The organism is Amycolatopsis sp. CFH S0740 (assembly GCF_004522315.1).
GTDB classification, from domain to species: domain Bacteria; phylum Actinomycetota; class Actinomycetes; order Mycobacteriales; family Pseudonocardiaceae; genus Amycolatopsis; species Amycolatopsis nivea.
In genome coordinates, this window is sequence record NZ_SDLS01000042.1 from 13,842 (window position 1) to 38,048 (window position 24,207).

Sequence of the window (24,207 nt, forward strand, 5' to 3'; positions counted from 1 at the left end):
GCAGGATGGCGGAATGCCCCAGGGAGGCGTATCCGGCCTGGTGACCGGCGCGGTCTTCAACACCGTTGAGCGGCAGGTCCTGCCGCTGGCGGGTTCGATTCCCGTCCGCCTCCGCCATGGGTGACCCGCGCCGGGCGATCCCGCGCACCGACGTGGTGCTCGGCGAGCCGGGGGTGGCGAGAGCTGTCGAGGTGCTTGGTGGTGGCCTGGTCGTGGGTCGATTGTTCGTGAGGGCGGCCGGTCATGGGTGACCCGCGCCGGGCGATTCCGCGCACCGGCGCGGTGCTCGGCGAGCCGAGGATCGCGAAAGCTGCCGAGGTGCTTGGCCGGGGCTCGGTGAGTTCGTCGGTCGTGGCGGCGCAGCGGCGGGCGCGGGCTGGCGGGGTCGGGTCCGGTGAGGGTGTGGGTCGATTGTTCGTGATGGCGGCCGGTCATGGGTGACCCGCGCCGGGCGATCCCGCGCACTGACGCGGTGCTCGGCGAGCCGAGGATCGCGAAAGCTGCCGAGGTGCTTGGCCGGGGCTCGGTGAGTTCGTCGGTCGTGGCGGCGCAGCGGCGGGCGCGGGCTGGCGGGGTCGGGTCCGGTGAGGGTGTGGGTCGATTGTTCGTGATGGCGGCCGGTCATGGGTGACCCGCGCCGGGCGATCCCGCGCACTGACGCGGTGCTCGGCGAGCCGAGGATCGCGAAAGCCGTCGAGACACTCGGCCGGGACCTGGTGAAGTCGCTGGTCCTGGCAGCGCAGCAACGGGCGCGCGCGGGAGAGATCGAGCCCGGGGACGTCGTAGCGGAGGTGGTGGCCCGGCTGCCCTCGACGGTGTCCTCGCTGCGTCCGGTGCTCAACGCGACCGGCGTCCTCGTGCACACCAACCTCGGCCGTGCACCACTGTCCGCGGCCGCGCTGGACGCGATCGTCGCGGCAGGCGGTGCCACGGACGTCGAGTTCGCCCTCGAAACAGGGGAGCGGGCGAAACGCGGCCGCGGCACCCTCGCCGCGCTGGCGGAGGCGGTGCCGCACGCGGAGGCGGCGCACGTGGTCAACAACAACGCGGCGGCCTTGCTGCTGTGTGCGCTGACCTTGGCTCCAGGCAAGGAAATCGTGGTCAGCCGCGGCGAACTGGTCGAGATCGGCGACGGCTTCCGCATCCCCGACCTGCTCGCCTCGACCGGTGCCCGGCTCCGCGAAGTCGGGACCACGAACCGGACTTCGGCGGCGGATTACGCGGCGGCCATCGGTCCGGACACCGGATTCGTGCTCAAAATCCATCCCTCCAACTACCAGGTCACCGGGTTCACCTCGGAGGCGAGCGTCGCCGAACTGGCCGGGCTCGGCGTGCCGGTGGTCGCCGACGTGGGATCCGGGCTGCTCGCGCCGCATCCGCTCCTGCCGGACGAACCGGACGTCACGACCGCGCTGGCCGACGGCGCGAACGTCGTCACGGCGAGCGGCGACAAGCTCTTCGGCGGTCCGCAGGCGGGCTTGCTCTTCGGGGACGCCGAACTGGTGCACCGGCTGCGACGCCATCCCGCGGCTCGCGCGCTCCGGGTCGACAAGCTGACCCTCGCCGCGCTCGAAGCCACTCTTCGCGGGCCGGAACCACCCGTACGGGAGGCGCTTGTCGCGGAGGGTCTTCACCAACGTGCCGAAGCGCTAGCTCAGTCGCTGCGCTCGGCGGGCGTGGACGCCGAGGCGGTGGATTCGACCGCGGTCGTCGGCGGCGGTGGCGCGCCGGGAGTCGAGTTGTCCAGCGCGGCGGTCGCGTTGCCTGCCCGGTACGCGCAGGCGTTGCGGCTGGGCGAACCCGCGGTGGTCGGCCGGATCGTGCGGGACCGGTGCTTGCTCGACCTCCGGACGGTGGCCCCGGCGGACGACGCGACCCTGCGGGAGGCGGTCCGCCGATGCGGGTGATCGCCACCGCCGGCCACGTCGACCACGGGAAATCCACCCTGATCCGCCGGCTCACCGGCATGGAACCGGACCGGTGGGCCGAGGAACGCCGCCGCGGCCTGACCCTCGACCTCGGCTTCGCCTGGACCCGTCTGGGCGGCGAGGAGATCGCCTTCGTCGATGTCCCCGGGCACCAGCGGTTCGTCCCGAACATGCTGGCGGGCGTAGGTCCCGTCCCCGCCGCGTTGTTCGTCGTGGCGGCGGACGAGGGCTGGATGCCGCAATCCGCGGAACACCTGGCGGCGCTCGACGCGTTCGGCGTCCGGCACGGTCTGCTCGCCGTCACCAAAGCGGACCGCGCCGATCCGGCGAGAGCGACAGCGGCGGCGCTCGAGGAGATCGCGGCGACAGCGCTCGGCGAGGTGCCCGCGGTGAGCGTCAGCGGCACGACCGGCGCAGGGCTCGAAGAACTGAGCGCGCAACTCGCCAAGCTCGCCAGCCGCTTGCCGCCGCCGGACCTTGACGCGGACGTCCGGCTCTGGATCGACCGCGCGTTCACCATCAAAGGCGCGGGCACTGTTGTCACCGGGACCCTCGGCGGCGGCACACTGCGGGTCGGCGACGAATTGACGCTCGGCGCGAACCGCGTGCAGATCCGCGGTCTGCAGGCGCTCGGCGAACCGCGCGAAAGCGTGTCCGCGGTGGCTCGGGTCGCGGTGAACGTGCGCGGCCTGCCCAAGGATTCCGTCGGGCGGGGCGACGTGCTGCTGACCCCGGGTGCGTGGCGTCCGGCGACCGAAATCGACGTCCGGCTGCGCGGCGCACCGTCCGGCGAACTGCACCGGAACCTCGTGCTGCACTTCGGATCCGCGGCCGTGCCGACCCGGGTCCGTCCGCTCGGGACGGACACCGCGCGGCTGCTGCTCGCGAGCCCGCTGCCGCTCCGGACCGGCGACCGGGGACTGCTCCGCGACCCCGGCGAACACCGGATCCCGGCCGGGTTCGACGTGGTGGACGTCCGGCCGCCGTCGCTCGCGCGCCGCGGCGCCGCGCGTGCCCGGGGCGAAGAGCTGGCCGCGGTGGAGCCAGGCTGGGATTACCTCCGCCGCGAGGGTTTCGTGCGCCACGAGGACTTCCGTGCGCTGGGGCTGCCGGAGGCGGGCGAGCGGCTCGGCGGCTGGCACGCCGACCCGGCCCGCCTCCGCCGGTCGCGAGCGGAGGCCGCCGAAGTCGTCGCGGCGTGGACCCGGGAACATCCGCTGGCGGCGGGCATCCCGGCCGAGGCGTTCCGGCAACGGCTCGGCCTCCCGGACGCGGACCTGATCCCGGCGGTCCTCACCGGCGAGCTGGTCCTCGAGGACGGGCTCGTCCGCAAGCCCGGCACCGGGCTGACCGCCGAAGTGGAAACCGCCGTGGAAGTCCTCGAAGCACGGTTCGCCGAGCACCCGTTCCGCGCGCCGGAAGCGGACGAACTGCGGGAACTCGGCCTGGGCAAACGGGAATTGGCCGCCGCCGTCCGGGTCGGCCGGCTCCGGGCGATCGCCGACGGAGTGGTGCTGGGCCCGGACGCGCCGGAGCGCGCGGCGGAGACGCTGGCCGCGCTCGGCGAGCCGTTCACCGTGTCGCGGGCGCGGCAGGCGCTGGACAGCACCCGCCGGGTGATGATCCCGCTCCTGGAGCACCTCGACGCGGCCGGGCTCACCGAACCGCTCGGCGACGGGACCCGCCGGACATGCTGCGAGCGCCAGGAGAACGGATTACCGTGACAGCATGGGCATGCGGCAGTGGATCGAAGGCTGGCCGGTGTACCGGCAGCTGGCCGGTCCCGACCGCACTGCGCGCGCCTCGGCGGCGAAATCCCGCGGATCGGAAAGCTGGCACGCTCGCACTGAGGACGCGGACAAGGTAGTCCGTTCCGTCTGTCCGTATTGCGCGGTCGGCTGCGGGCAGAAGGTGTACGTCAAGGACGGCGCGGTCACCCAGATCGAGGGCGACCCGGATTCGCCGATCTCCCGCGGCAGGCTGTGCCCGAAGGGTTCGGCCAGCAAACAGCTCGTGACCAGCCCGAGCCGGGTCACCGAGGTTCTCTACCGCCGTCCGTACGGCACCGACTGGGAACGGCTGTCCCTCGACCAGGCGATGGACATGATCGCCGACCGCGTGCTCGAGACGCGCGCCGAAACGTGGCAGGACACCGACGACCAGGGCCGCAGGCTCAACCGCACGCTCGGCTTCGCGAGCCTCGGCGGCGCGACGCTGGACAACGAAGAGAACTACCTGATGAAGAAGCTGTACACCGCGCTCGGCGCGATACGGATCGAAAATCAGGCCCGTATTTGACACTCCGCCACGGTTCCCGGTCTGGGGACCTCCTTCGGTCGTGGAGGCGCCACGACGTTCCAGCAGGACCTCGCCAACGCCGACTGCATCGTCATCCAGGGCTCGAACATGGCCGAATGCCATCCCGTCGGGTTCCAATGGGTGATGGAGGCGAAGGCCCGCGGCGCGAAGATCATCCACGTCGACCCGCGGTTCACCCGCACGAGCGCGGTCGCGCACGTCCACGCGTCGGTGCGGGCGGGTTCGGACATCGCGTTCCTCGGCGGGCTGATCAACTACGTCCTGCAGCACGAACTGGACTTCCGCGAGTACGTCGTGGCCTACACGAACGCCGCGGCGATCCTGACCGAGGAGTTCGCCGACACCGAAGACCTCGACGGCCTCTTCTCCGGCTTCGACGCGGAAAACCGCCAGTACGACAACTCGACGTGGGCGTACGAGGACGCTGAGGCGAGCCCGGCGGCCGGTCACCGCGACCCGGGTCAGCCGGGCGGCCACCACGGCGGCGAGAAGCACCAAAGCTCCGCGCGCGCCGAGTCCTACGGCAGCGGCGGCGCGGCGATCGAAAACAAGCCGAGGACCGACGAGACGCTGCAGCATCCGCGCTGCGTTTACCAGGTCCTCAAACGGCATTTCTCCCGCTACACGCCCGAGGCGGTCGCCGACGTCTGCGGCCTGCCGGTCGAGCAGTTCACCGAAATCGCCGAGGCGATCACCGCGAACTCCGGCCGCGACCGCACCACGGCCTGGGCGTACTCGGTCGGCTGGACGCACCACACGGTCGGCGCGCAGTACATCCGCACCGCCTCGATCCTGCAGACGCTGCTGGGCAACATCGGCCGTCCCGGCGGCGGCATCCTCGCGCTGCGCGGGCACGCCAGCATCCAGGGCTCGACCGACATCCCGACGCTGTTCAACCTGCTGCCCGGCTACATCCCGATGCCGCACGCGCACCAGCACCTCGACCTCGACAGTTTCGTCGAGGCCGACGCGGGCAAAACCGGCTTCTGGGGCAACATGCGCTCGTACACGGTCAGCCTGCTCAAGGCGTACTGGGGCGACAGCGCCCAGCCGCACAACGATTTCCGCTTCGACTACCTGCCGCGGCTGACCGGCGACCACGGGACGTACCAGACGGTCCAGAAACAGATCGCGGGGGAGTGCAAGGGGTACTTCCTGGTCGGCGAGAACCCGGCGGTCGGCTCGGCCAACGGGAAGTTCCAGCGGCTCGGCCTGGCGAATCTCGACTGGCTGGTGGTCCGCGACCTGCAGCTCATCGAGAGCGCGACGTTCTGGAAGAACGGCCCGGAAATCGAGACCGGCGAGCTGAAGCCCGAGGAGATCGGCACCGAGGTCTTCTTCCTGCCCGCCGCCGCGCACACCGAAAAGGACGGCAGCTTCACCAACACCCAGCGGCTGCTGCAATGGCACCACAAAGCGGTCGAACCGCCCGGCGACGCCCGCAGCGACCTGTGGTTCTACTACCACCTGGGCAGGCTGATCCGGGAGCGCGCCGGCAGCGGCGAACGCGACGCCCCGCTGCGCGACCTGTCCTGGAGCTATCCGACCGAGGGCCCGACCGCCGAGCCGAGCGCGGAGTCCGTGCTCGCGGAGATCAACGGCCACGGTCCGGAAGGCCCGCTTTCGTCGTACACCCAGCTGAAGGACGACGGTTCGACGTCCTGCGGCTGCTGGATCTACTGCGGCGTCCGCGCCGACGGCCACAACCACGCCGCGAACCGGCAGCCGGGCTCCGAACAGGACTGGATCGCGAGCGGCTGGGCCTGGGCGTGGCCGGCGAACCGGCGGATCCTGTACAACCGCGCCTCGGCGGATCCGGACGGGAAACCGTGGAGCGAACGGAAAAAGCTGGTCTACTGGGACGCCGAGGAGTCCAAGTGGACCGGCCCGGACGTCCCGGACTTCGAGGCCACCAAGGCGCCGAGCTACGTCCCGCCGGACGGGGCGAAGGCGCAGGACGCGCTGAGCGGCCGCGATCCGTTCATCATGCAGACCGACGGCAAAGCCTGGCTGTACGTCCCCGCCGGGCTGGCCGACGGCCCGCTGCCCACGCATTACGAGCCCTTCGAGAGCCCGGTCGCGAACGCGCTGTACGGCCAGCAGGAATCGCCGGTGCGGCAGACGCTGGACAGCCCGGTGAACCAGTACAACCCGGCGCGCAGCGAGGTCTACCCGTACGTGTTCACCACCTACCGGCTCACCGAGCACCACACCGCGGGCGGGATGAGCCGGACGCTGCCGTACCTGTCCGAGCTGCAGCCGGAGTTCTTCTGCGAGATCTCGCCCGCGCTGGCCGCCGAACGCGGGCTGGTCCATCTCGGCTGGGCCACCATCGTGTCGGCGCGGACGGCGATCGAGGCCCGCGTGCTGGTCACCGACCGGGTCAAACCGCTCAAGGTGCGCGGCCGCACCGTCCACCAGGTCGGGCTGCCCTACCACTGGGGCCCGAACGGGCTGTCCCGCGGCGACGCGGCCAACGACCTGCTCTCGATCGTGATGGACCCGAACGTGCACATCCAGGAGGCCAAAGCGGCCACCTGCGACATCCGTCCCGGACGGCGGCCGCGCGGGCCGGAGCTGCTGGAGTTCGTGGCGGAGTACCGGAGGCGAGCCAATGGCTGAGTACGGCGCCCAGCCCCGGATGGGCTTTTTCACCGACACGTCGGTGTGCATCGGGTGCAAGGCGTGCGAGGTCGCGTGCAAGGAGTGGAACGGCGTCCCGGAGGCGGGCGGGGAGGACCTGCTCGGCCTGTCCTACGACAACACCGGCGACCTCGGCTCGAACACCTGGCGGCACGTGGCGTTCATCGAGCAGCCCGCGGTCGACCTGGGAATGCCGACGGTCGGGGCGCCGGAGCAGCAGCCGGAAGAACCGGGCGTGCGCTGGCTGATGTCCAGCGACGTCTGCAAGCACTGCACGCACGCGGCCTGCCTCGACGTCTGCCCGACCGGCGCGCTGTTCCGCACCGAATTCGACACGGTCGTGGTGCAGCAGGACATCTGCAACGGCTGCGGCTACTGCGTTCCGGCGTGTCCGTACGGGGTCATCGAGAAACGCGAGAGCGACGGCCGCGCGTTCAAGTGCACCCTCTGCTACGACCGGCTCGGCGCCGGGATGGAACCCGCGTGCGCCAAGGCGTGCCCGACGGATTCCATCCAGTTCGGCGAGCTGGACGAACTCCGCGAACGCGCCGCCGCGCGCGTGTCGGCGCTGCACGAAGACGGCGTGCCGGAGGCGCGGCTCTACGGGCACGATCCCGGCGACGGGGTCGGCGGCGACGGCGCGTTCTTCCTGCTGCTGGACGAACCCGAGGTCTACGGCTTCCCGCCGGACCCGGTCGTGACGACCCGCGACCTGCCGCGGATGTGGAAGCGGGCCGCGACGACCGCAGCCGGGGTGGCCGCGGCGCTGGTCGTGTCGTTCCTGGGACGGCGCCGATGAGCCCCCGCCGCGAACGCGCGATGGTCGAGCCCGCCGAATTCCGGTCGTACTACGGCAGGCCGATCCTCAAGGAGCCCGCCTGGAAGCAGCCGGATGTGCCGCTGTACCTGTTCCTCGGCGGCGCCGCCGGTGCGTCCGCGTCGCTGGCCGCGCTCGCCGACGCGACCGGACGGCCGGAGCTGGCCAAGGCCGGTCGGCTGGCGGCTTCCGGCGGGTCGATCGCCAGTGTGGTCGCGTTGATCCACGACCTCGGCAAGCCGACGCGGTTCCTGAACATGCTGCGCGTGTTCAAGCCGACTTCGCCGCTGTCGGTGGGATCGTGGATCCTGTCGCCGTTCTCCGGTCTCGCCGCCGGCGCGGCTTTCTCCGCGCTGACCGGGCGTTTCCCGCGGCTCGGCCGGTTGGCTGGGGCGGGCGCGGGCGTGCTGGGGCCGGCGATGTGCACGTATACCGCGGTGCTGCTGGCCGACACGGCGACGCCGTCCTGGCACGAGGCGCACGGGACGCTGCCGGTGCTGTTCGCGGGCAGCGCGCTGACCAGCGGGGCGGGGATCGCGCTGATCGCGGTGCCGCGGAAGGAAAACGGTCCCGTCGTGCGGGCTGGAATTGCCGGTGCCGCCGCGGAATTGGCTGCCGAGCATCACTTGGAGACCGGGCTGGGGCTGGCTTCGGAGCCGTACCGGACCGGCCGGGCCGGGCGGTTGCTGAAGGCGGCCAAGGTTCTCACCGCGGCTGGGGCGGCGTTGTCGTTGGCTGCCCGTCGCCATCGCGCGGCGGGGGTGGCCGCGGGGGCGGCTTACCTGGCGTCCGGGCTGTGCACGCGGTTCGGGGTGTACGCGGCCGGGGTGGAGTCCACAAAGGACCCGAAGTACGTCGTGGTTCCGCAGCGGGAACGGCTGGCTCAGCGAGGTACGTGAGGGGAACCCTCATTGACTCTGATTCCCTCAGGGTTCCCCTCATGTACCGCTGCTACGCAGCTGGTTCGAGCAGGATCTTCTGCACTCCGTCGAGTTTCTTCTGGAACATCTCGTACGCCCGCGGCGCGTCGGTCAGCGGGAGTTTGTGCGTCGCGAAGCCTTCCACGCCCAGCGGGTCCCCGTCCGCGGTGAGCACCGGCAGGACGTCGTCGATCCACCGGCGGACGTTCGCCTGCCCGGTGTGCAGCCGGATCTGCTTGTCGAACACTTCCATCATCGGGATCGGGTCGGCCATGCCGCCGTACACGCCGGACAGCGAGATCGTGCCGCCGCGTCGCACGCTGTCGATGGCCGCGTACAGCACGCTCAGCCGGTCGATCCCGGCCTTCTCGGTCACCTTCGCGCCCAGCGTCTGCGGCAGCAGCGCGACCAGGTTGTGCGCGAGTTTCCCGATCGGCGCGCCGTGGGCTTCCATGCCGACCGCGTCGATCACCGAGTCCGCGCCGCGGCCGCCGGTGAGGTCGCGGATCGCGTCGCCGATCTGCCGGTGGTCGCGCAGGTCCAGCGTCGTCGCGCCGTGTGCGCGGGCCCGGGCCAGCCGTTCCGGCACCAGGTCGACGCCGATCACCTCGCCCGCGCCCTGGTGCAGCGCGACCCGCGCGCACATCTGGCCGATCGGGCCGAGGCCGAAGACCACGACGGAACCGCCGTCGGGGATGTCCGCGTACTGCACGGCCTGCCACGCCGTCGGGACCACGTCGGACAGGTAGACGAACCGTTCGTCCGGCGGGCCCTCGGGCACCTTGATCGGCCCGTACTGCGCTTGCGGGACGCGGAGGTACTCGGCCTGCCCACCGGGCACCTGGCCGTAGAGCTTCGTGTAGCCGAACAGCGCCGCGCCCTTGTCCTGGTCCTTGACCTGGGTGGTCTCGCACTGCGATTGCAGCCCGCGCTCGCACATCCAGCAGTGTCCGCAGGAAATGTTGAACGGCACCACCACGCGGTCGCCGGGCTTCAGCGAACTCACGCCGCTGCCGACCTCCTCGACGATCCCCATCGGCTCGTGGCCGAGGATGTCGCCCTCGGTCATGAACGGGCCGAGAACCTCGTAGAGATGCAGATCGGAACCGCAAATGCCGGTCGAGGTCACCCGCACGACGGCGTCGGTCGGCTCCTCGATTTTCGGGTCAGGGACGCGGTCGACTCGCACGTCCCGCTTGCCGTGCCAGGTCACTGCTTTCATGGCGGCCGGATTCCCCTTGCCGGGAGCGGCAAACGTCAGAGGCCGCGCAGGTCGGCGACGAACTCGTCGTACGCGGTGTCGCGGTCGGGCGCGCGCAGCACGGCGGACGGGTGCACGGTGGCGACCGCCGAGGCGAACAGTTCGGCGAACTCTTCCGGCGGATCCAGCGGTTCGCCGCGGTGCTGGGTGAGCCGGAAACTGCTGCCGTACACCGATTGCGCCGCCGTCGCACCCAGCAGCAGCACGAGCCGCGGCTGTACCGCTTGCAGTTCGGCCACCAGCCAGGGGCGGCACGCGACGACCTCGGATCGGGCCGGCTTTTCGTGGATCCGGCGTTTGCCGCGGAGCTTGAACTTGAAGTGCTTGACCGCGTTGGTGAGATACAGCGAATCGCGGTCCAGGCCCGCGTCGCCGAGCGCCTTGTCGAGCAGCTTCCCGGCCGGTCCGACGAACGGTTCGCCGCGCCGGTCCTCCTGGTCGCCGGGCTGCTCGCCGAGGGCGAAGATGTCCGCGCGCTTGGCGCCCACGCCGAAAACCGTCGCCGTGGCGTCGCGGTAAAGCCCGCAGCCGCGGCACTCGCCGGCTGCTCGGCGGAGCTTGTCGAGGCTGGTGGTGTCCGGCGGCTCGGCTCCCGGTTCCTGACGCGCGACCATCGGATCCCGTTACCCGCAAGCAGCCTCGCGCAAACACGACGAGCGCGCCGCCGCCGGGAGAGCTAACGTCGAGGGCCATGACGGACATCACCAGCCTGATCCTCGACGATCACGAGCGGTTCCGGCGGGCGTTCGCGGCACTGGACGACCTCGACGGCCCGGACGAGCTGGCGCGGGCCTGGGCACCGCTCGCCGACCTGCTGGACCTGCACGCGGCCGCGGAGGAAGCGGTCTTCTACCCCGAGCTGATCCAGCGCGGCGCCGACGCTGAAGACGAGACGCTCGACGCGGTCGGCGACCACAACGAGATCCGCGACGCCGTCGCCGAAACCCGCCGCCACCCGGCCGGCAGCGCGGCCTGGCTCAAGGCGGTCCGGCAGGCCCGCACCGCCAACAGCGAGCACATGGCCGAGGAGGAGGACGACGCGCTCGCCGATTTCCGCAAGCACGCCGACCCGGGCCTGCGCGAGGAACTCGGCCGGAAGTTCCTGGAGTTCAAGGCCGAGCACGAAGGCGGGAAGGGCATCGATACCGGGGACGTCGACCCGGAGCGCTACGTCGAGGAGCAGGAGCGCAAAGCCGGCAAGACCCCGCCGGACGACGGTTCGCTGGGCATCGGCAGCCTGAAGGGAGCATGATGAACCACCTGATGCGCGAGCTCGCGCCGATCCCGGCCGAGGGCTGGCAGCAGATCGACGACGAGGCGCGGGAACGGCTGGCGGCGCACCTGGCGGCGCGCAAGATGGTCGACGTCGAAGGCCCGCACGGCTGGACGCACTCGGCGACGCCGCTCGGCCGGACCCGGCGCGTCGATCCGCCGGAAACCGCCCGCGAACGCGAAACCCTCGCGCAGCAGCGCCGGGTGCTGCCGCTGGTGGAGGTGCGCGTGCCGTTCACCGTCGAGCGCAAGGAACTCGAGGACGCCGAACGCGGTGCCGACGACCTGGAGTTCGACGACCTCGACCAGGCCGCCGCGCAGGTCGGCCTGCTGGAGAACCGCGCGGTGTTCCACGGCTGGCCGGAGGCGGGGATCACCGGCATCGTCGAGGCGAGCCCGTACGACCACGGCATGCTGGGCACTGATCCGGAACGCTATCCGCACGTGGTCGCCAACGCGGTGAACACGTTGCGGTGCAACGGAATCGAAGGACCGTACGCGCTCGCGATCAACCCTGACGGCTACACCGCGATCGTGGAGAGCACCGAACACGGCGGCCTGCTCGTGCTCGACCACCTCCGCCGGGCCCTCGGCGGCGGCCGGGTCAAGCGCACGCCGGGGCTGACCGGCGCGGTCGTGCTGAGCCTGGCGGGCGGCGACTTCGTGCTGGAACTCGGCCAGGACCTCTCGGTCGGCTACCGCTACCACGACGCCGAGACGCTCACGCTGTACCTGGAGGAAAGCTTCAGCTTCCGGGTGACCGAACCGGACGCGGCGCTCGTGCTCGACTGAGCACGATTCCGCCGCCGCGCGGCCGGGTATCCGGCTGCCATGAGCAGTCGCGGAAAGATCCAAGTCACCACCCGAGTGCGGCTCGACGACGCCGACGACCTCGCCGAGCACTACACGCCCGGTGTCGCCGAGCTGGCCAAGCGCGTCGCGGAGGACCCCTCGGTGCTGGCGCGGGAAACCGTGCGCAGCAACTCCGTCGCGATCGTCTCCGACGGTTCCGCGCTGCTCGGGCTCGGCGACCAGGGCCCGGCCGCCGCGCTGCCGGTGATGGAGGGCAAAGCGGCGCTGCTGAAGCGCTTCGCCGACGTCGACGCGTGGCCGATCTGCCCGGTCAGCCGCGAGCCGGAAGACCTGGTGCGCACGGCCAAGGACCTCGCGACGTCCTTCGGCGCGATCAACCTGGAAGACATCGCCGCGCCCCGGTGCTTCACCGTCGAGCGGCAACTGCACGACGAGCTGGACATTCCCGTCTTCCACGACGACCAGCACGGCACCGCGATAGCCGTGCTCGCCGCCCTGCACAACGCGCTGAAGCTGACCGACCGAACACCAGGGGACACCTCGGTGGTGATTTCCGGCGCGGGCGCTGCCGGGTCCGCGATCGCCAGGCTGCTCCTGAAAGCCGATTTCAGCGCGGAGCGGATCGTGGTCTGCGACAGCAAAGGCGCTCTGCACGGGGAACGCGATCTGACCGGTGAGAAGCAGTGGCTCGCGGAGAACACCAACCGCGGCGACGCGGTCCAGGGAAGCCTGCAGGACGCCTTGCGCGACGCGGACGTCTTCGTCGGCGTCAGCGTCGGCGGCCTGCTCAAGGGCGACGACCTCGCGCGGATGGCCGACCGAGCGATCGTGTTCGCGCTGGCCAATCCGGATCCGGAGGTCGACCCGGACGCCGCGCACGAGCACGCGGAGATCGTCGCGACCGGCCGCAGCGACCTGCCCAACCAGATCAACAACGTCCTCGTGTTCCCGGGGATGTTCCGCGGGCTGCTCGACTCCGGCGCTCCGAAGGTGACCGCGCGGATGCTGCTCGCGGCCTCGCACGCGCTGGCCGAGACGGTCGGCGACGATCTCGACCGGGAGCACATCGTGCCCAGCGTCTTCGACGAGGGTCTGGTGCCCGCGATCGCCGAGGCCGTCGCCGGCGCCGCCGACAACGACTGAAGGAGCGGGGAATGCGAAGCGCAGAGTCCGGACGCAAGTACGAGCTGAGCTTGAAAGCCCGGGTGCCGCAGCTGGCGGGCAAGGGGATCACACAGGAAGCACCCGCCGAGCGGACGCTGGAGACCGTTTACTACGACACCAAGGACTTCCGGTTGACCAGAGCCGGGCTCACGCTGCGAAGAAGCAGCGACACCGGGTGGTGCCTGAGAACGTCCGGTCACGAGCTCCGGTTTCCGCTCGACGACTCGACGATGCCTGCGCCCGTTGTGAAGCTTGTCCGCGCGTACACGCGGGACCGCAAGCTGCGTCCGGTCGCGCAACTGCGGACCGACCGGTTCACACACCGTCTGGCCGACGCGTCCGGCCGGACCCTGGCGACGCTGGCGGACGACCATGTCACCGGAGAATTCCTTGGGGGACAAGCGGTTCGGCTGGACCGCTGGCGCGAGCTGGACGTCGAGGCGGGACCTGAGCTGCTCGACCGGCTTGATCGCACCTTGCGGAAGCGCGGGGCCGAGAACGCCTGGTGGCCGTCGAAACTGCAGCGCCTGATCGGAGACACCGCCGAAGGCGAGCGTGGCTCGAACGAGGTCCTGGCTGCGTACCTGCGCGAGCAATTCGAGCGATTGCGTCGCGCTGACTTGGGCTTTCGCGTCGGGGAAGACGATTCGGTGCACCAGCTCCGGGTCGCGGCGCGGAAGCTGCGGAGCGCGCTTCAGACGTTCAAACCCTTGGTGGGAAAGAAGAAAGCCAACGCGATCGCGGTGGAGCTGAAGTGGCTCGGAAGCGAACTCGCCCCCGCGCGCGACACGGAGGTCAGCCAAGCGCGCCTCGAATCCTGTCTCGACGAGATCCCGCCGGAGCTGATTTTCGGACGGCTGCGGCAATACCTGACCCGCGACTTCGCCCGCACCTCCCAAACTGAACTGGCCCGCGCGACGGAAGCCTTGTCCAGCACCCGATACGTGACTTTGCTGGGGTCGATCGCCGCGCTGCTCGACACGATGCGCCCGGCGGGCAAAAAGTCGTTGCGGAAACCTCTGCGCAAGACCGCGCGCAAGCTCTCTCGAGCCGCCGCGGCGACGGAGGGGCTCAGCGGTACCGAACTGGAGAAGGCCCTGCACAACGTCCGGAAGAAGGCCAAGCGCGCTCGCTACGCCGCCGACGCCGTCCGCCCGGTGTTCGGCGAGAAGCTCCGCACGTGGCGCAAGCACGTCAAGGCGGTGCAGCAGACGCTGGGCAAGCATCAGGACACCGTCGTCGACCGAGCGGCGTTGCGGCACTTCGCGATCGACGGCTTCAGCGAGAACCAGAACACGTTCACCTTCGGTCTCCTCTACGGCCGGGACGAAGCCGCGGCGAAGATGTTGCAGGACCGGTTCGTTGAGCAATGGCGCACGCTGAGCAAGGGCACTCGTCCTGCTTGGCTGAAGACCTGAGCGGCTGAGTCCACTGTGGACAGCAGAAACGCCGGCGGTGTCTTGGCACCACCGGCGTCCCCGCGGCAACGAAAGTCCGGGAGCGGAAGGGGGTTCCGCGCCGCGCTCTTGGTACCCCGGCCGGTGAAGGTCCAAACCTCTGCCGGGACCGGGTTTCGGCGCGGCCGGATCGGGGAACCCCGCCGGAAATGGGATCACAACTGACCGCGACGTGGGTATCGGCGATCGGGAGCGCGGGCTCGCTGCTGGGGTTCGCCTCGTATGTGTGGATCATGCTGCTCAACCGGAAAGACCAGGCGGAAGTCCGGCAGGAGCAGCAGGCGCAGTCGGTCTCCGCGTGGCTCGACGAGGGGGTCCGGCACGACCGGGACGAGGACTACGTCGTGTGCGCGCACAACAGCGGCGACGCACCGGTGTTCGACTGCTCGCTGGAGATCAGCCGTCCGGACGAGGACGAACCGCACTGCACCCGGCTCGCGATCATCCCGCCGGGCGCGACCGCCGTCCGCGCGCTGCCGTTCGGCGAGGACGCCATGCCAGTGGACGACCTGTACTCCGCGGCCGCTGTGCCCGGCCTGTCCTTCACCGATTCCCGCGGCGGACACTGGACGCGCGACACCTCGGGCGTGCTCAGCCGCGCCGACCGCCGTTCGGTGCGCGGGCGATGGCGGTCCGGAAGCTGACCCTTCCCGCTGGGGAGGCGTCCGCAATGCCGCGCTCTCGACCCAGGTCCACGGATGGTTGACCGCGGTCGAACCCGATTCCGGAGTGGATTTCGTCGTTCTCCGCTATTTCGCCGGTGCCAGCGTCGTTCCGCAGGTTCGCCGGTTCGTCACCGCATCGCGCGAGGGACGGTCACCGCATCGGGCAGCTCGCCCCGCCGGTCTTGCGTTCCGTCGGCGATCGCGCCACTCTGCCGCGTCGGCGCGATGTGACTTGAGCCCCCATTCGGGTGGCCGCCTGATTGATCTTGCTCTCGGGCGGGTACCACCCGGCCATGACACTCCGGCTGCCTGGCGCCCCGGCGAGCACGCGGAGCCGCCGCCTGCTCGCCTTGCGGCGCCGAGCACTGTCCACTAAGGATGATTAGCGTCGGCGACGCGATGCGCTCCATGGCACTACACGAGTCACGTTCCCCTCGGCTGTCAGGAGGATTTACATGACCGCGGCGACCATGACCCGCACCCGGCGCGACGACTACCGCCACTGCGCGGTGCTGTTCGAGGAGATCAGCCGCCTCGCCGAGGACACCGACGAGCACTCCCGGCTGCGCCGCCGCCTCATCGAGGAACACCTCCCGCTGGCCGAGCACATCGCGCGCCGCTTCGCCCGGCGCGGCCAGCCGTCCGAGGACCTCCTGCAGGTCGCGCGGATCGGCCTCATCAACGCCGTCGACCGCTACGACCCGGCGCGGCAGACGGATTTCGTCGCCTTCGCCGTCCCGACGGTGATGGGCGAGGTCCGCCGGTACTTCCGCGACCACACCTGGTCGGTCCGCGTCCCGCGGCGGCTCAAGGAACTCCACGTGACGATCGGCCAGGCCGCCACCGACCTGGGCCAGCGCCTCGGCCGCGCGCCCACCGCGCGCGAACTCGCCGACCACCTCGACCTCGATCTCGACGAGGTCACCGAGGCCCTGCACGCCGGGAACGCGTACCAGGCCGCGTCCATCGACTGCCCGGCCCACGACGACAGCGGCTCGATCGCGCTGGCCGACACCCTCGGCGACGAGGATCCGGAAATCGAGAAGCTCGAGGACCGGGAAACGCTCAAGCCGCTGCTGCGGAGCCTGCCGGAACGGGAGCGCGCGATTGTCGTCATGCGGTTCTTCTCGAACATGACGCAGAGCCAGATCGCCGAACGGGTCGGACTGTCGCAGATGCAGGTTTCGCGGTTGCTGGCCCGGACGCTGGGCACGCTGCGGGAGCAGCTCACCGAGGCGGCAGGTCCGGCCTCGTGAGCGGCGGTGCCGGTTCTCGCCGGCACCGCCGCTCGCGAGGCACGCCGCTCAGGTGAACCGGGGAACCTCCTTGACTGGCGCGGAAATCCGCTCGTCGTCCTCGAACAGGTCGCTCTGCCGGATCGCCAGCGTGCAGACCACGCTCACCACCGTCGTCGCGGCGAGGTAGACCAGGATGCCGGTCGTGCCGGTCTTCCCGGCGAGATACGCCAGGATCAGCGGGGTCAGCCCCGAGGCCACGACGCCGGAAAGCTGGTACACCACCGAAATCCCGGTGCACCGCCGCGAAATCGGGAACAGTTCGGCATAGAACGCCGCCTGCGGGCCGTACATCACCGGGTAGCTGATGCCCAGCACCGCGATCAGCGAGAGGGTGATCAGCACCGGATTGCCGCTGTGCAGTGCCGCCAGTGCGGGGATCGCCAGCACGAGCGTCGTCACGGCTCCGGTGGTGAAGGTCCGGCGTCGGCCGAGCCGGTCGGAAACCTGGCCGAACACCGGGATGAACACCACCATCACCGCGGCCGCGATCATCACGCCGACCAGCAGCGGCTGCCGGTCCAGTTTCAGCGTTCCGCTGCCGTAGGAGATCACGAAGACCGCCCACGCGTTGAACGCCACGCCCTCGGTGAAGCGGCTGCCCATGCCGAGCAGCAGATGCCGCCGGGAGAGCCGGTCGCGGACCAGCTCCACGGCGGGCACGGTCGCGGTGCCCTCCTCGGCCGCCATCGTGCGGAAGGCCGGGGTTTCCATCACCTTGACCCGGATCAGCAGGCCCGCCACCACCAGCACGGCGGACAGCAGGAAGCCGATTCGCCAGCCCCACAACAGGAACGCCTCGTCGCTGGTGACCGCGTTGAGCAGCGCAAGCACGCCGGTGCCCAGCGTGAGCCCGATGGCCAGCCCGATCTGCGGGAAACTGCCGTAGAGCCCGCGTTTCCCGGCCGGGGCGTACTCGGTGGCCATCAGCACCGCGCCGCCCCATTCGCCGCCGACCGCGACGCCCTGGGCCAGCCGGAGGACGACGAGGATGATCGGGGCGGCCGGGCCGATCATCCGGTAGTCGGGCAGCAGCCCGATGAGACAGGTCGCGGTGCCCATGATGAGCATGGTCGCGACGAGGATCTTCTTGCGCCCGACCCGGTCGCCGAGGTGGCCGAAGACGAACCCGCCGACCGGGCGGGCGAGGAATCCGAGCGCGAAGGTCGCGAAGGCCAGCACGGTGCCGACCAGGGGATCGGAGCCGGGGAAATACAGTTTGTTGAAGACGAGTCCCGCGGCGGTGCCGTAGAGGAAGAAGTCGTACCACTCGACGGTCGTGCCGAACACGCTCGACGCGACCACGAGGCGGACGTCGGTGCTCTTTTCCGGAGTTGTCGCCATTGATAACTCCCGAGGGTCAGAGCGAACGGCGGAAGATGTCTTCGAGCGCGGCCCGGGTGACCGGACGGGGCACGACAGCCAGCTGACGGGTCTGCTTGAGGGTGCCGTCGACGAGGGTGTCGATGTCCTCGTCGCCGTACCCGAACGCGTGCAGTCCCTTCGGCATCTGGATGTCGGCCATCAGCTCGGCGAGCACGTGGGGGAGCGCGTCGGCGCCGTCAGTGGCGGTGAAGGTCTGGCCGCCGGACAGCAGGTGCGCGGCGTGCAGATGCCGTTCGGGCGCCGAGGGATAGGTCCAGCGGAAGACCTCGGCGGCGGTCGCGGACACGGCCTGGCCGTGCGGGACCATCGGCATCTCCGGGTAGCCCTCGGCGCGGTACTGCTTCACCGCACCGGCGATCGGGTACGCGTTCGCGTGCGGCAGGTGGGTGCCGGCGTTGCCGAAACCGGTGCCGGCGTAGGTCGACGCGAGCGCCATCTGGGTGCGCGCGGTCAGGTCGCGTCCATTGAGGACAGCGGCGCGCAAATGCTTGCCCACCAACGTCAGCGCCATCTCGCACCAGACGTCGCTGATCGGGTTGGAGCCGCAGAACGCCGGTCGCTTCATCGGGTCTTCCGGCGCGGGCTTCGCGTCGAACGCGACGCTCGTGTAGCTCTCCAGCGCGTGCGAAAGCACGTCCATGCCGCTGGCCGCGGTGACCGCCGAGGGAAGGCTGATCGTCGTGCGCGGGTCGACGACCGCCAGCGACGGGCGCAGCGACGGGTGGCTCACCCCGGCCTTGAGGTGCAGGCCGAGCAGATCGACGACGCAGATTGTGGTCGATTCGGACCCGGTGCCCGCGGTGGTCGGGACGGCGATCAGCGGCTTCAGCGGCAGCCACGGGGCCTTGCCCGCGCCGATCGGCGGGGTCACGAAGTCGAGCAGCTCGCCGGGGTGCGTGGTCAGCAGGTTGACGGCCTTGGCGGTGTCGATCGCCGAGCCGCCGCCGATCGCGACGAAGCAGTCCCATTCCTGCTGGCGGGCGTAAGCGACGGCCTCGTCGATGCTCGCGTCGGTCGGTTCGACGCCGACGCCGTCGAAGATCTCGCTCTTCACGCCGGCCGCGCGGATCGAGTCGAGCGCCCGGTCCGGGATGCCGGTGGCGCGGACGCCGGGGTCGGTGAGGATCAGGCACGACCTGGCCTGCCGGGCGGCCACCTCCGCGCCCAGCTCGTCGAGGGCGCCGGCACCGAACTTCAGCGGGGGCGCGGCCCAGGTGAAGACGCTTTCGTTGCGGGGCATGTCGGTCAAGGAGACCACTCCTCACGTCGATGTTGACAACATGTGGAAGCTATATCCACTATGTGGCGAGCCTTCACGGTAGCCCGGCGACCGCGGCGCTGTGAACCCCCGATTTCCCAGGAGACGCCCATGCCGGCCCGAGCCCGTTCGCAATCGGCACTGCAGGAAGCACTCGCGCGGGCGGTGTCCGGCGAGGTCGCCGGCGACCCGGCCACGCTCGCCACCCACTCCACCGACGCGTCGAACTACCGGCACGTCCCGCTGCTCGTGGTGCGGCCGCGCAGCGCCGACGACGTGGTGGCGGCGCTGCGGGTGTGCGCGGACCACGGCGCGCCCGTCCTCCCGCGCGGCGCGGCAACGAGCATCGGCGGCCAGGCCGCGAACCGCGCGGTGATCCTGGATTTCACCCGGCACCTCAACCGCGTGCTGGACCTCGACTCCGCCGCCCGCACCGCGCGCGTCGAACCCGGTCTCGTGCTGGACCGGCTGCGCGAACGGGCCGCCGGGCACGGGCTCACCTTCGGACCGGACCCGTCGACGCACAGCCGGTGCACGATCGGCGGCATGATCGGCAACAACGCCTGCGGTTCGCATTCGGTGGCCTGGGGCAAGACGGTCGACAACGTCCGCGCGCTGGAAATCGCCCTCCTCGACGGAACCCGGCTCGAGGTCGGTCCCACCTCACCGGCGGAGCTGGAGGAACTCTGCGCCCGCTCGGATTCGGTCGGTGCGCTCTACCGCGGCCTGCGGGACCTGCGCGACGAGTACCTGGCCGACATCCGGCTCGGCTACCCGAAACTGCCGAGGCGCGTGTCCGGGTACAACCTCGAATACCTGTTGCCGGAGAACGGTTTCGACGTCGCGAAGGCACTCGTCGGCTCCGAGGGAACCTGCGTGACGATGCTGAGCGCGGTGGTCGACCTGGCCCCGATCCCGGCGACGCGTGTCCTCGCCGTGCTGGGTTTCGAGAACAGCATCGCCGCCGCCGACGCGGTCCCGGCGCTGCTCGACCTGCCGGTGCTGACCATGGAAGGCATCGAGGCCGGTTTGGTTGCCGCCCTCGACGCCCGGAAACCCGGCGACCGCAGCACCCTGCCGGACGGAACGGCGTGGCTGTACCTGGAAACCGGCGGTGACGACGCGGCGGAGGCGTTGGCCGTCGCCCGCCAGGTCGCCGCGCGCGCCTCGCAGGTCGGCGCGTCGTCGCTGGTCGTGGAGGATCCTGTTGCCCAGCGGAAGCTCTGGCGGATCCGGGAAGAAGGCGCCGGTCTCGCGACGCGGCTGGCGGACGGCTCCGAGGCGTGGTCGGGCTGGGAAGACTCCGCGGTCCCGCCTGATCGGCTCGGCGCGTACCTGCGCGAATTCGACCTGCTGCTGGACAAGCACGGCCGGAAAGGCGTGGTCTACGGCCATTTCGGCGACGGTTGTCTCCACGTGCGGATCGATTTCCCGATGGCCGCCCCGGAAGCGAAGGAAGCGTACCGGTCGTTCATGGTCGAGGCCGCGGAACTCGTGGTATCCCACGGCGGCTCGCTGTCCGGCGAACACGGCGACGGCCAGGCGCGAGCCGAACTCCTGCCGTTGATGTTCTCGCCGCGGCTGATGCAGGCGTTCGCCGACTTCAAAGCCGCCTTCGACCCCACGAACGGCATGAACCCCGGCCGCGTCGTCGATCCCGCGCCGCTGGACGCCGACCTGCGCACAGTCATCGCCCCGCCGATCCTGCCGACCCGGGCCCGGCTCGCCCTGCACGCCGACGATGGCGACCTGGCCGCGGCGTCCCGGCGATGCGTGGGCGTGGGCAAATGCGTCTCCGCGTCGGGTGGGATGATGTGCCCGAGCTACCGCGCCACCGGCAAGGAAGAACACTCGACCCGCGGCCGGGCGCGCCTGCTGTTCGAAATGCTGGCCGGAGACGTCATCGAGGACGGCTGGCGCTCACCCGAAGTCCGCGACGCGCTCGACCTCTGCCTCGGCTGCAAGGCGTGCAAATCCGACTGCCCGGTCGGCGTCGACATGGCCTCCTACCGGACCGAATTCCTCAGCCGCCACTACGAGCGACGGATCCGCCCGATGTCGCACTACACGATGGGCGCGCTGCCGCGATGGCTCCGGCTGGGCGCCCCGTTCGCCCGCGCGATCAACGCCGTCGCCGGCGGCCCGCTCCGACCGGTTCTGAACCGCCTGGGCGGGATCGCCGCCGAACGCGCTTTGCCGCAACTCGCGTCGCCGACGTTCGCTTCGTGGTTCCGCCGCCGGGAGCGGGTGACGTCCTCGTCGAAAGTCGTGCTGTGGCCGGACACTTTCACGAACTTCTTCGACCCCCAGGTCGGCCGGGACGCGGTCGCGGTGCTGGAAGCCCTGGGTCACGAGGTGGTCATCCCGGAGCGGACTGTCTGTTGTGGACTGACCTGGCACAGCACTGGCCAGCTGAGCACGGCGCGCCGGGTGTTGCGGCGGTCGCTGGACGCGCTGGATCCGTGGCTGCGGCAGGGAATTCCGGTGATCGGCCTGGAGCCGAGCTGCACCGCGACCCTGCGGGAGGATGGCGCGGAGCTGCTGCCGGAGGATCCGCGGACCGCCTTGCTTAAGCGCAGTGTCCGGACGTTCGCGGAGCATGTCGGGGAGAGCGAGCTTCCCGCTTTGACGAAGTCTGCGGCGCCGGTGCTCACTCAGGTGCATTGTCACCAGCACGCGGACCTCGGCTACGACGCCGATTCGCAGCTGCTCGGGCGGTTGTCGGAGCATTCGCAAGTGCTGCGCGAGGGCTGCTGCGGGTTGGCGGGGAATTTCGGGTTCCAGCGGGGGCATTACGACGTTTCCGTCGCGGTCGCGGAGCACCAGCTGATGCCTGCGCTCCGTGCGGCGCCGGAAGGGACGGTGGTGCATGCGGACGGGTTCAGCTGCCGGACGCAGATTCGGCAGTTGTCCGAGCATCAGCCTGCGCATCTTGCTTCGCTGACGGCGCGGGCCCTCGGAGTCAGTAGCGAGTGAGCCGGTCCGGCGGCAGGAACGGCGCGATTTCCTTGGCCGCCTCGATCGCGAGAGCGCCGAGCTCGGGGATCCGGTCCTCGGGCAGCCGGACAGTCGGCACCTGGATGACCATTGAGGGGGCGCAGTCCGGCGGGGACGAAGGTACGTGAGGGGAACCCTGAGGGAATCAGATTCCCTGAGGGTTCCCCTCACGTACGCCTGGCGACGTCAGTAGCGAGTGAGCCGGTCCGGCGGCAGGAATGGCGCGATTTCCTTCGCCGCCTCGATCGCAAGAGCGCCCAGTTCGGGAATCCGATCCTCGGGCAGCCGAACAGTCGGCACCTGAATCACCACCGCCGCCCGGGCCAGACCGCGGTCGTCCAGGACTCCCGCGCCGACGCAGCGCACTCCCGCGACGTTTTCCTCGTTGTCGATGCTGTACCCGCGATCGCGCGTCTCGGTCAGCTCCACGGCGAGGGCGTCGCGGGTGGCGAGGGTGTGCGGCGTCAGCGCGGGCAGCTGCTCCGGGAGGCTCGCGAGGTAGGACTCCGCGTCGAGGGAATGGGCGAGCATCGCCTTGCCGGAAGCCGTGGCGTACAACGGGAAACGCGCGCCGGGGTGCTGCTCGAACCGCAGCGGGAGCGTCGACTGCGCGCGCAGCAGCACCACCGACTCGTGGCCTTCGCGGATCGTGATGTTGACCGATTCTCCGGTGTCGGCGTTGATCCGCTGGATGACCGGCAGCGCGAGCTGGAGCCCGTGCACCCGCTGCGCGGCCTGGCCGAGCAGGATCGAGCCGGGGCCGAGGTGGTAGCTGTCGGTGCGGGGGTTGTGCGCGACGAGCCCGTCGGCGCTCAGCGCGCCCACGACCCGGTGTGTCGTGCCCGGCGTGAGGTCCAGTTTGCGGGCGATCGCGGACAGCGTGAGTTCCCCGTCCTCGTCCATGAGGAGCCGCAGGATGCCGAGCGCCCGGCGGATGGCCTGCGTTCCGGCTGGCGGCTGTGCTCCGGTCTGGTTCACCTGGGTTCCGTGGTTCTCGCGCTGTCGGGTGAGGCCAGGTTAACGCGTGCCGCGTCCGGCCCGCTCAGCCGATCTCCAGTACCGCCTTTCCGCGCAACTTCCGGTCGACCAGCGCCTGCACCGCCTCCGCGTACCGGTCCCACGGCCCGCGCCAGCTGATGCCCGGGTCGAGCCGTCCGGCGGCGGTTTCGGCGGCCAGCCAGGTCAGGTCGGCGGAGAAGCCGGCCGCGGGATCGGCCAGCAGGAAGAACGTGCGGATCGACCGGTCGTGCCGCCCCTCGGTGCCCAAGAAGGCCTTTGGCGGCAGCACCGCGTCCGCTTCGGCTGAGCGGCCCACGTTGATCAGCGTGCCGCCCGCCTCCAACGCGGCGAAGGCGGCCACGAGATCCGGCCCGCCGACGTTGTCCAGCACCGCGAACACCGGCCGGCCGACGTCGGCGACCGACGTGCGCACCTCGGCCGCGCCCAGCGCGAGCAGGCCTTTCTCCTGAGCGGGGTCCCGGCTGATCGCCACGACCTCCGCGCCGGCGCGGGCGGCGAGCTGCACCGCGTACCGGCCCACTCCGCCGGACGCGCCGGTGATCAGCACCCGCCGGCCAAGGACCGGGCCCATCCGGCGCAGCACGTGCAGAGCGCTCAGCGCGGCGACCGGAAGAGTGCTGATCGCGCCAAGGTCAGCGCCATCCGGAACGGTGCCGATCAGGTTCGTCGGCACCGCGCGCAGCTCGGCCCAGCCTGCCGTGCCGAGCGTGACGACCGGCGTCCCGGCGGCCGGGCCGGAACCGTCGGCGGCCGCCTGGACGACGACGCCCGCCGCGTCCCAGCCGATCACGGTGCCGTTCGCGGCGGACGGATCGGTGGCGTCCTTGACCTCGCCGAAGTTGAGCGACGCCGAGGCGACCCGGACCAGCGCCTCGCCGGGCCCGGGGACCGGGTCGGCGACCTCGGCCAGGGACAAATGCGCGGGCGCGGTGTGGTCGACAACGAGTGCACGCACGGTCGGGAACCCCCTGGAAGTCAATGTGCCACAGTGT

21 protein-coding genes and 1 tRNA gene are annotated in these 24,207 nt (G+C 70.7%); 16 read left to right on the forward strand and 6 right to left on the reverse strand.

The window, feature by feature from the left end:
- The first annotated feature begins 22 nt into the window (after positions 1-22).
- The 9 genes from EIZ45_RS41620 to nrfD all read left to right on the forward strand — a co-directional run bounded on the left by EIZ45_RS41620 (position 23) and on the right by nrfD (position 8,606).
- A tRNA-Sec gene (locus tag EIZ45_RS41620) sits at positions 23-117 on the forward strand.
- Entirely contained in the window at positions 117-251 is a 135-nt protein-coding gene (locus tag EIZ45_RS47755) for a hypothetical protein (protein WP_370318241.1), read from the forward strand. The genes EIZ45_RS41620 and EIZ45_RS47755 overlap by 1 nt, the downstream gene beginning before the upstream one ends.
- Positions 244-441 carry a hypothetical protein gene (locus tag EIZ45_RS41625; protein WP_081685175.1) on the forward strand — a complete coding sequence of 66 codons (198 nt, stop codon included), beginning with the start codon at positions 244-246 and terminating at the stop codon, positions 439-441. Before EIZ45_RS47755 ends, EIZ45_RS41625 begins: the two co-directional genes overlap by 8 nt.
- Complete coding sequence (locus EIZ45_RS41630; RefSeq protein WP_134669265.1) at positions 434-631, forward strand: hypothetical protein; 198 nt, start codon at positions 434-436, stop codon at positions 629-631. Before EIZ45_RS41625 ends, EIZ45_RS41630 begins: the two co-directional genes overlap by 8 nt.
- A complete protein-coding gene (gene selA, locus EIZ45_RS41635; protein WP_043839840.1) occupies positions 624-1,907 on the forward strand; it encodes an L-seryl-tRNA(Sec) selenium transferase in 1,284 nt (427 codons plus the stop codon). Before EIZ45_RS41630 ends, selA begins: the two co-directional genes overlap by 8 nt.
- Positions 1,898-3,652, forward strand: a complete 1,755-nt coding sequence (gene selB / locus EIZ45_RS41640; protein ID WP_134669263.1) for a selenocysteine-specific translation elongation factor — start codon at positions 1,898-1,900, stop codon at positions 3,650-3,652. Before selA ends, selB begins: the two co-directional genes overlap by 10 nt.
- Positions 3,653-3,656: 4 nt before the next feature.
- Complete coding sequence (gene fdh / locus EIZ45_RS41650) at positions 3,657-6,869, forward strand: formate dehydrogenase (RefSeq protein WP_167757045.1); 3,213 nt, start codon at positions 3,657-3,659, stop codon at positions 6,867-6,869.
- Complete coding sequence (locus tag EIZ45_RS41655; RefSeq protein WP_043839849.1) at positions 6,862-7,689, forward strand: 4Fe-4S dicluster domain-containing protein; 828 nt, start codon at positions 6,862-6,864, stop codon at positions 7,687-7,689. Before fdh ends, EIZ45_RS41655 begins: the two co-directional genes overlap by 8 nt.
- Positions 7,686-8,606 carry an NrfD/PsrC family molybdoenzyme membrane anchor subunit gene (gene nrfD, locus EIZ45_RS41660; RefSeq protein WP_081685177.1) on the forward strand — a complete coding sequence of 307 codons (921 nt, stop codon included), beginning with the start codon at positions 7,686-7,688 and terminating at the stop codon, positions 8,604-8,606. Before EIZ45_RS41655 ends, nrfD begins: the two co-directional genes overlap by 4 nt.
- A 52-nt stretch (positions 8,607-8,658) precedes the next feature.
- Here nrfD and EIZ45_RS41665 read toward each other — a convergent pair whose 3' ends face one another.
- Together EIZ45_RS41665 and EIZ45_RS41670 are read right to left on the reverse strand one after the other, a co-directional pair.
- Positions 8,659-9,849, reverse strand: a complete 1,191-nt coding sequence (locus tag EIZ45_RS41665) for a zinc-dependent alcohol dehydrogenase (RefSeq protein ID WP_134669256.1) — start codon at positions 9,847-9,849, stop codon at positions 8,659-8,661.
- Positions 9,850-9,884: 35 nt separating this feature from the next.
- Positions 9,885-10,502, reverse strand: a complete 618-nt coding sequence (locus EIZ45_RS41670; protein WP_134669254.1) for a UdgX family uracil-DNA binding protein — start codon at positions 10,500-10,502, stop codon at positions 9,885-9,887.
- Between the two features lie 77 nt (positions 10,503-10,579).
- Between EIZ45_RS41670 and EIZ45_RS41675 the strand changes: the two genes are divergently transcribed.
- The 6 genes from EIZ45_RS41675 (at position 10,580) to EIZ45_RS41700 (ending at position 16,515) form a co-directional block, all read left to right on the forward strand.
- The gene (locus tag EIZ45_RS41675) at positions 10,580-11,140 is read left to right on the forward strand and encodes a hemerythrin domain-containing protein (RefSeq protein WP_043839857.1); all 561 of its coding nucleotides are present in this window, start codon (positions 10,580-10,582) and stop codon (positions 11,138-11,140) included.
- The gene (locus EIZ45_RS41680; RefSeq protein WP_240690922.1) at positions 11,137-11,952 is read left to right on the forward strand and encodes a family 1 encapsulin nanocompartment shell protein; all 816 of its coding nucleotides are present in this window, start codon (positions 11,137-11,139) and stop codon (positions 11,950-11,952) included. The genes EIZ45_RS41675 and EIZ45_RS41680 overlap by 4 nt, the downstream gene beginning before the upstream one ends.
- Positions 11,953-11,991: 39 nt before the next feature.
- Positions 11,992-13,116 carry an NADP-dependent malic enzyme gene (locus EIZ45_RS41685; RefSeq protein WP_134669249.1) on the forward strand — a complete coding sequence of 375 codons (1,125 nt, stop codon included), beginning with the start codon at positions 11,992-11,994 and terminating at the stop codon, positions 13,114-13,116.
- Positions 13,117-13,127: 11 nt separating this feature from the next.
- A complete protein-coding gene (locus tag EIZ45_RS41690) occupies positions 13,128-14,555 on the forward strand; it encodes a CYTH and CHAD domain-containing protein (protein WP_134669247.1) in 1,428 nt (475 codons plus the stop codon).
- Positions 14,556-14,743: 188 nt separating this feature from the next.
- A complete protein-coding gene (locus EIZ45_RS41695) occupies positions 14,744-15,238 on the forward strand; it encodes a hypothetical protein (RefSeq protein WP_134669244.1) in 495 nt (164 codons plus the stop codon).
- 476 nt (positions 15,239-15,714) lie between these two features.
- Positions 15,715-16,515: a SigB/SigF/SigG family RNA polymerase sigma factor gene (locus EIZ45_RS41700; RefSeq protein WP_167756703.1), complete on the forward strand. Its 801-nt coding sequence runs from the start codon at positions 15,715-15,717 to the stop codon at positions 16,513-16,515.
- Between the two features lie 48 nt (positions 16,516-16,563).
- Here EIZ45_RS41700 and EIZ45_RS41705 read toward each other — a convergent pair whose 3' ends face one another.
- On the reverse strand, positions 16,564-17,898 hold the full coding sequence (locus EIZ45_RS41705) for an MFS transporter (RefSeq protein WP_134669242.1): 1,335 nt from the start codon (positions 17,896-17,898) through the stop codon (positions 16,564-16,566).
- A gap of 16 nt (positions 17,899-17,914) precedes the next feature.
- Positions 17,915-19,180 carry a hydroxyacid-oxoacid transhydrogenase gene (locus tag EIZ45_RS41710; protein WP_107050982.1) on the reverse strand — a complete coding sequence of 422 codons (1,266 nt, stop codon included), beginning with the start codon at positions 19,178-19,180 and terminating at the stop codon, positions 17,915-17,917.
- A 129-nt stretch (positions 19,181-19,309) separates the two neighbouring features.
- Here EIZ45_RS41710 and EIZ45_RS41715 point away from each other — a divergent pair, with 129 nt between their 5' ends.
- The gene (locus EIZ45_RS41715; protein WP_134669240.1) at positions 19,310-22,174 is read left to right on the forward strand and encodes an FAD-binding and (Fe-S)-binding domain-containing protein; all 2,865 of its coding nucleotides are present in this window, start codon (positions 19,310-19,312) and stop codon (positions 22,172-22,174) included.
- 207 nt (positions 22,175-22,381) lie between these two features.
- Here EIZ45_RS41715 and EIZ45_RS41725 read toward each other — a convergent pair whose 3' ends face one another.
- On the reverse strand, positions 22,382-23,173 hold the full coding sequence (locus tag EIZ45_RS41725) for an IclR family transcriptional regulator (RefSeq protein WP_051728781.1): 792 nt from the start codon (positions 23,171-23,173) through the stop codon (positions 22,382-22,384).
- A 64-nt stretch (positions 23,174-23,237) separates the two neighbouring features.
- Positions 23,238-24,170, reverse strand: a complete 933-nt coding sequence (locus EIZ45_RS41730; protein WP_134669237.1) for a zinc-binding dehydrogenase — start codon at positions 24,168-24,170, stop codon at positions 23,238-23,240.
- Positions 24,171-24,207 lie beyond the last annotated feature (37 nt).

What these genes read in the sequence shown, in the direction of transcription:
- EIZ45_RS47755 (WP_370318241.1), top strand. Translation starts at nt 117, where the DNA reads ATGGGTGACCCGCGCCGGGCGATCCCGCGCACCGACGTGGTGCTCGGC.
- EIZ45_RS41625 (WP_081685175.1), top strand. Translation starts at nt 244, where the DNA reads ATGGGTGACCCGCGCCGGGCGATTCCGCGCACCGGCGCGGTGCTCGGC.
- EIZ45_RS41630 (WP_134669265.1), top strand. Translation starts at nt 434, where the DNA reads ATGGGTGACCCGCGCCGGGCGATCCCGCGCACTGACGCGGTGCTCGGC.
- selA (WP_043839840.1), top strand. Translation starts at nt 624, where the DNA reads ATGGGTGACCCGCGCCGGGCGATCCCGCGCACTGACGCGGTGCTCGGC.
- selB (WP_134669263.1), top strand. Translation starts at nt 1,898, where the DNA reads ATGCGGGTGATCGCCACCGCCGGCCACGTCGACCACGGGAAATCCACC.
- EIZ45_RS41655 (WP_043839849.1), top strand. Translation starts at nt 6,862, where the DNA reads ATGGCTGAGTACGGCGCCCAGCCCCGGATGGGCTTTTTCACCGACACG.
- nrfD (WP_081685177.1), top strand. Translation starts at nt 7,686, where the DNA reads ATGAGCCCCCGCCGCGAACGCGCGATGGTCGAGCCCGCCGAATTCCGG.
- EIZ45_RS41665 (WP_134669256.1), bottom strand. Translation starts at nt 9,849, where the DNA reads ATGAAAGCAGTGACCTGGCACGGCAAGCGGGACGTGCGAGTCGACCGC.
- EIZ45_RS41670 (WP_134669254.1), bottom strand. Translation starts at nt 10,502, where the DNA reads ATGGTCGCGCGTCAGGAACCGGGAGCCGAGCCGCCGGACACCACCAGC.
- EIZ45_RS41675 (WP_043839857.1), top strand. Translation starts at nt 10,580, where the DNA reads ATGACGGACATCACCAGCCTGATCCTCGACGATCACGAGCGGTTCCGG.
- EIZ45_RS41680 (WP_240690922.1), top strand. Translation starts at nt 11,137, where the DNA reads ATGATGAACCACCTGATGCGCGAGCTCGCGCCGATCCCGGCCGAGGGC.
- EIZ45_RS41685 (WP_134669249.1), top strand. Translation starts at nt 11,992, where the DNA reads ATGAGCAGTCGCGGAAAGATCCAAGTCACCACCCGAGTGCGGCTCGAC.
- EIZ45_RS41690 (WP_134669247.1), top strand. Translation starts at nt 13,128, where the DNA reads ATGCGAAGCGCAGAGTCCGGACGCAAGTACGAGCTGAGCTTGAAAGCC.
- EIZ45_RS41695 (WP_134669244.1), top strand. Translation starts at nt 14,744, where the DNA reads ATGGGATCACAACTGACCGCGACGTGGGTATCGGCGATCGGGAGCGCG.
- EIZ45_RS41700 (WP_167756703.1), top strand. Translation starts at nt 15,715, where the DNA reads ATGACCGCGGCGACCATGACCCGCACCCGGCGCGACGACTACCGCCAC.
- EIZ45_RS41705 (WP_134669242.1), bottom strand. Translation starts at nt 17,898, where the DNA reads ATGGCGACAACTCCGGAAAAGAGCACCGACGTCCGCCTCGTGGTCGCG.
- EIZ45_RS41710 (WP_107050982.1), bottom strand. Translation starts at nt 19,180, where the DNA reads ATGCCCCGCAACGAAAGCGTCTTCACCTGGGCCGCGCCCCCGCTGAAG.
- EIZ45_RS41715 (WP_134669240.1), top strand. Translation starts at nt 19,310, where the DNA reads ATGCCGGCCCGAGCCCGTTCGCAATCGGCACTGCAGGAAGCACTCGCG.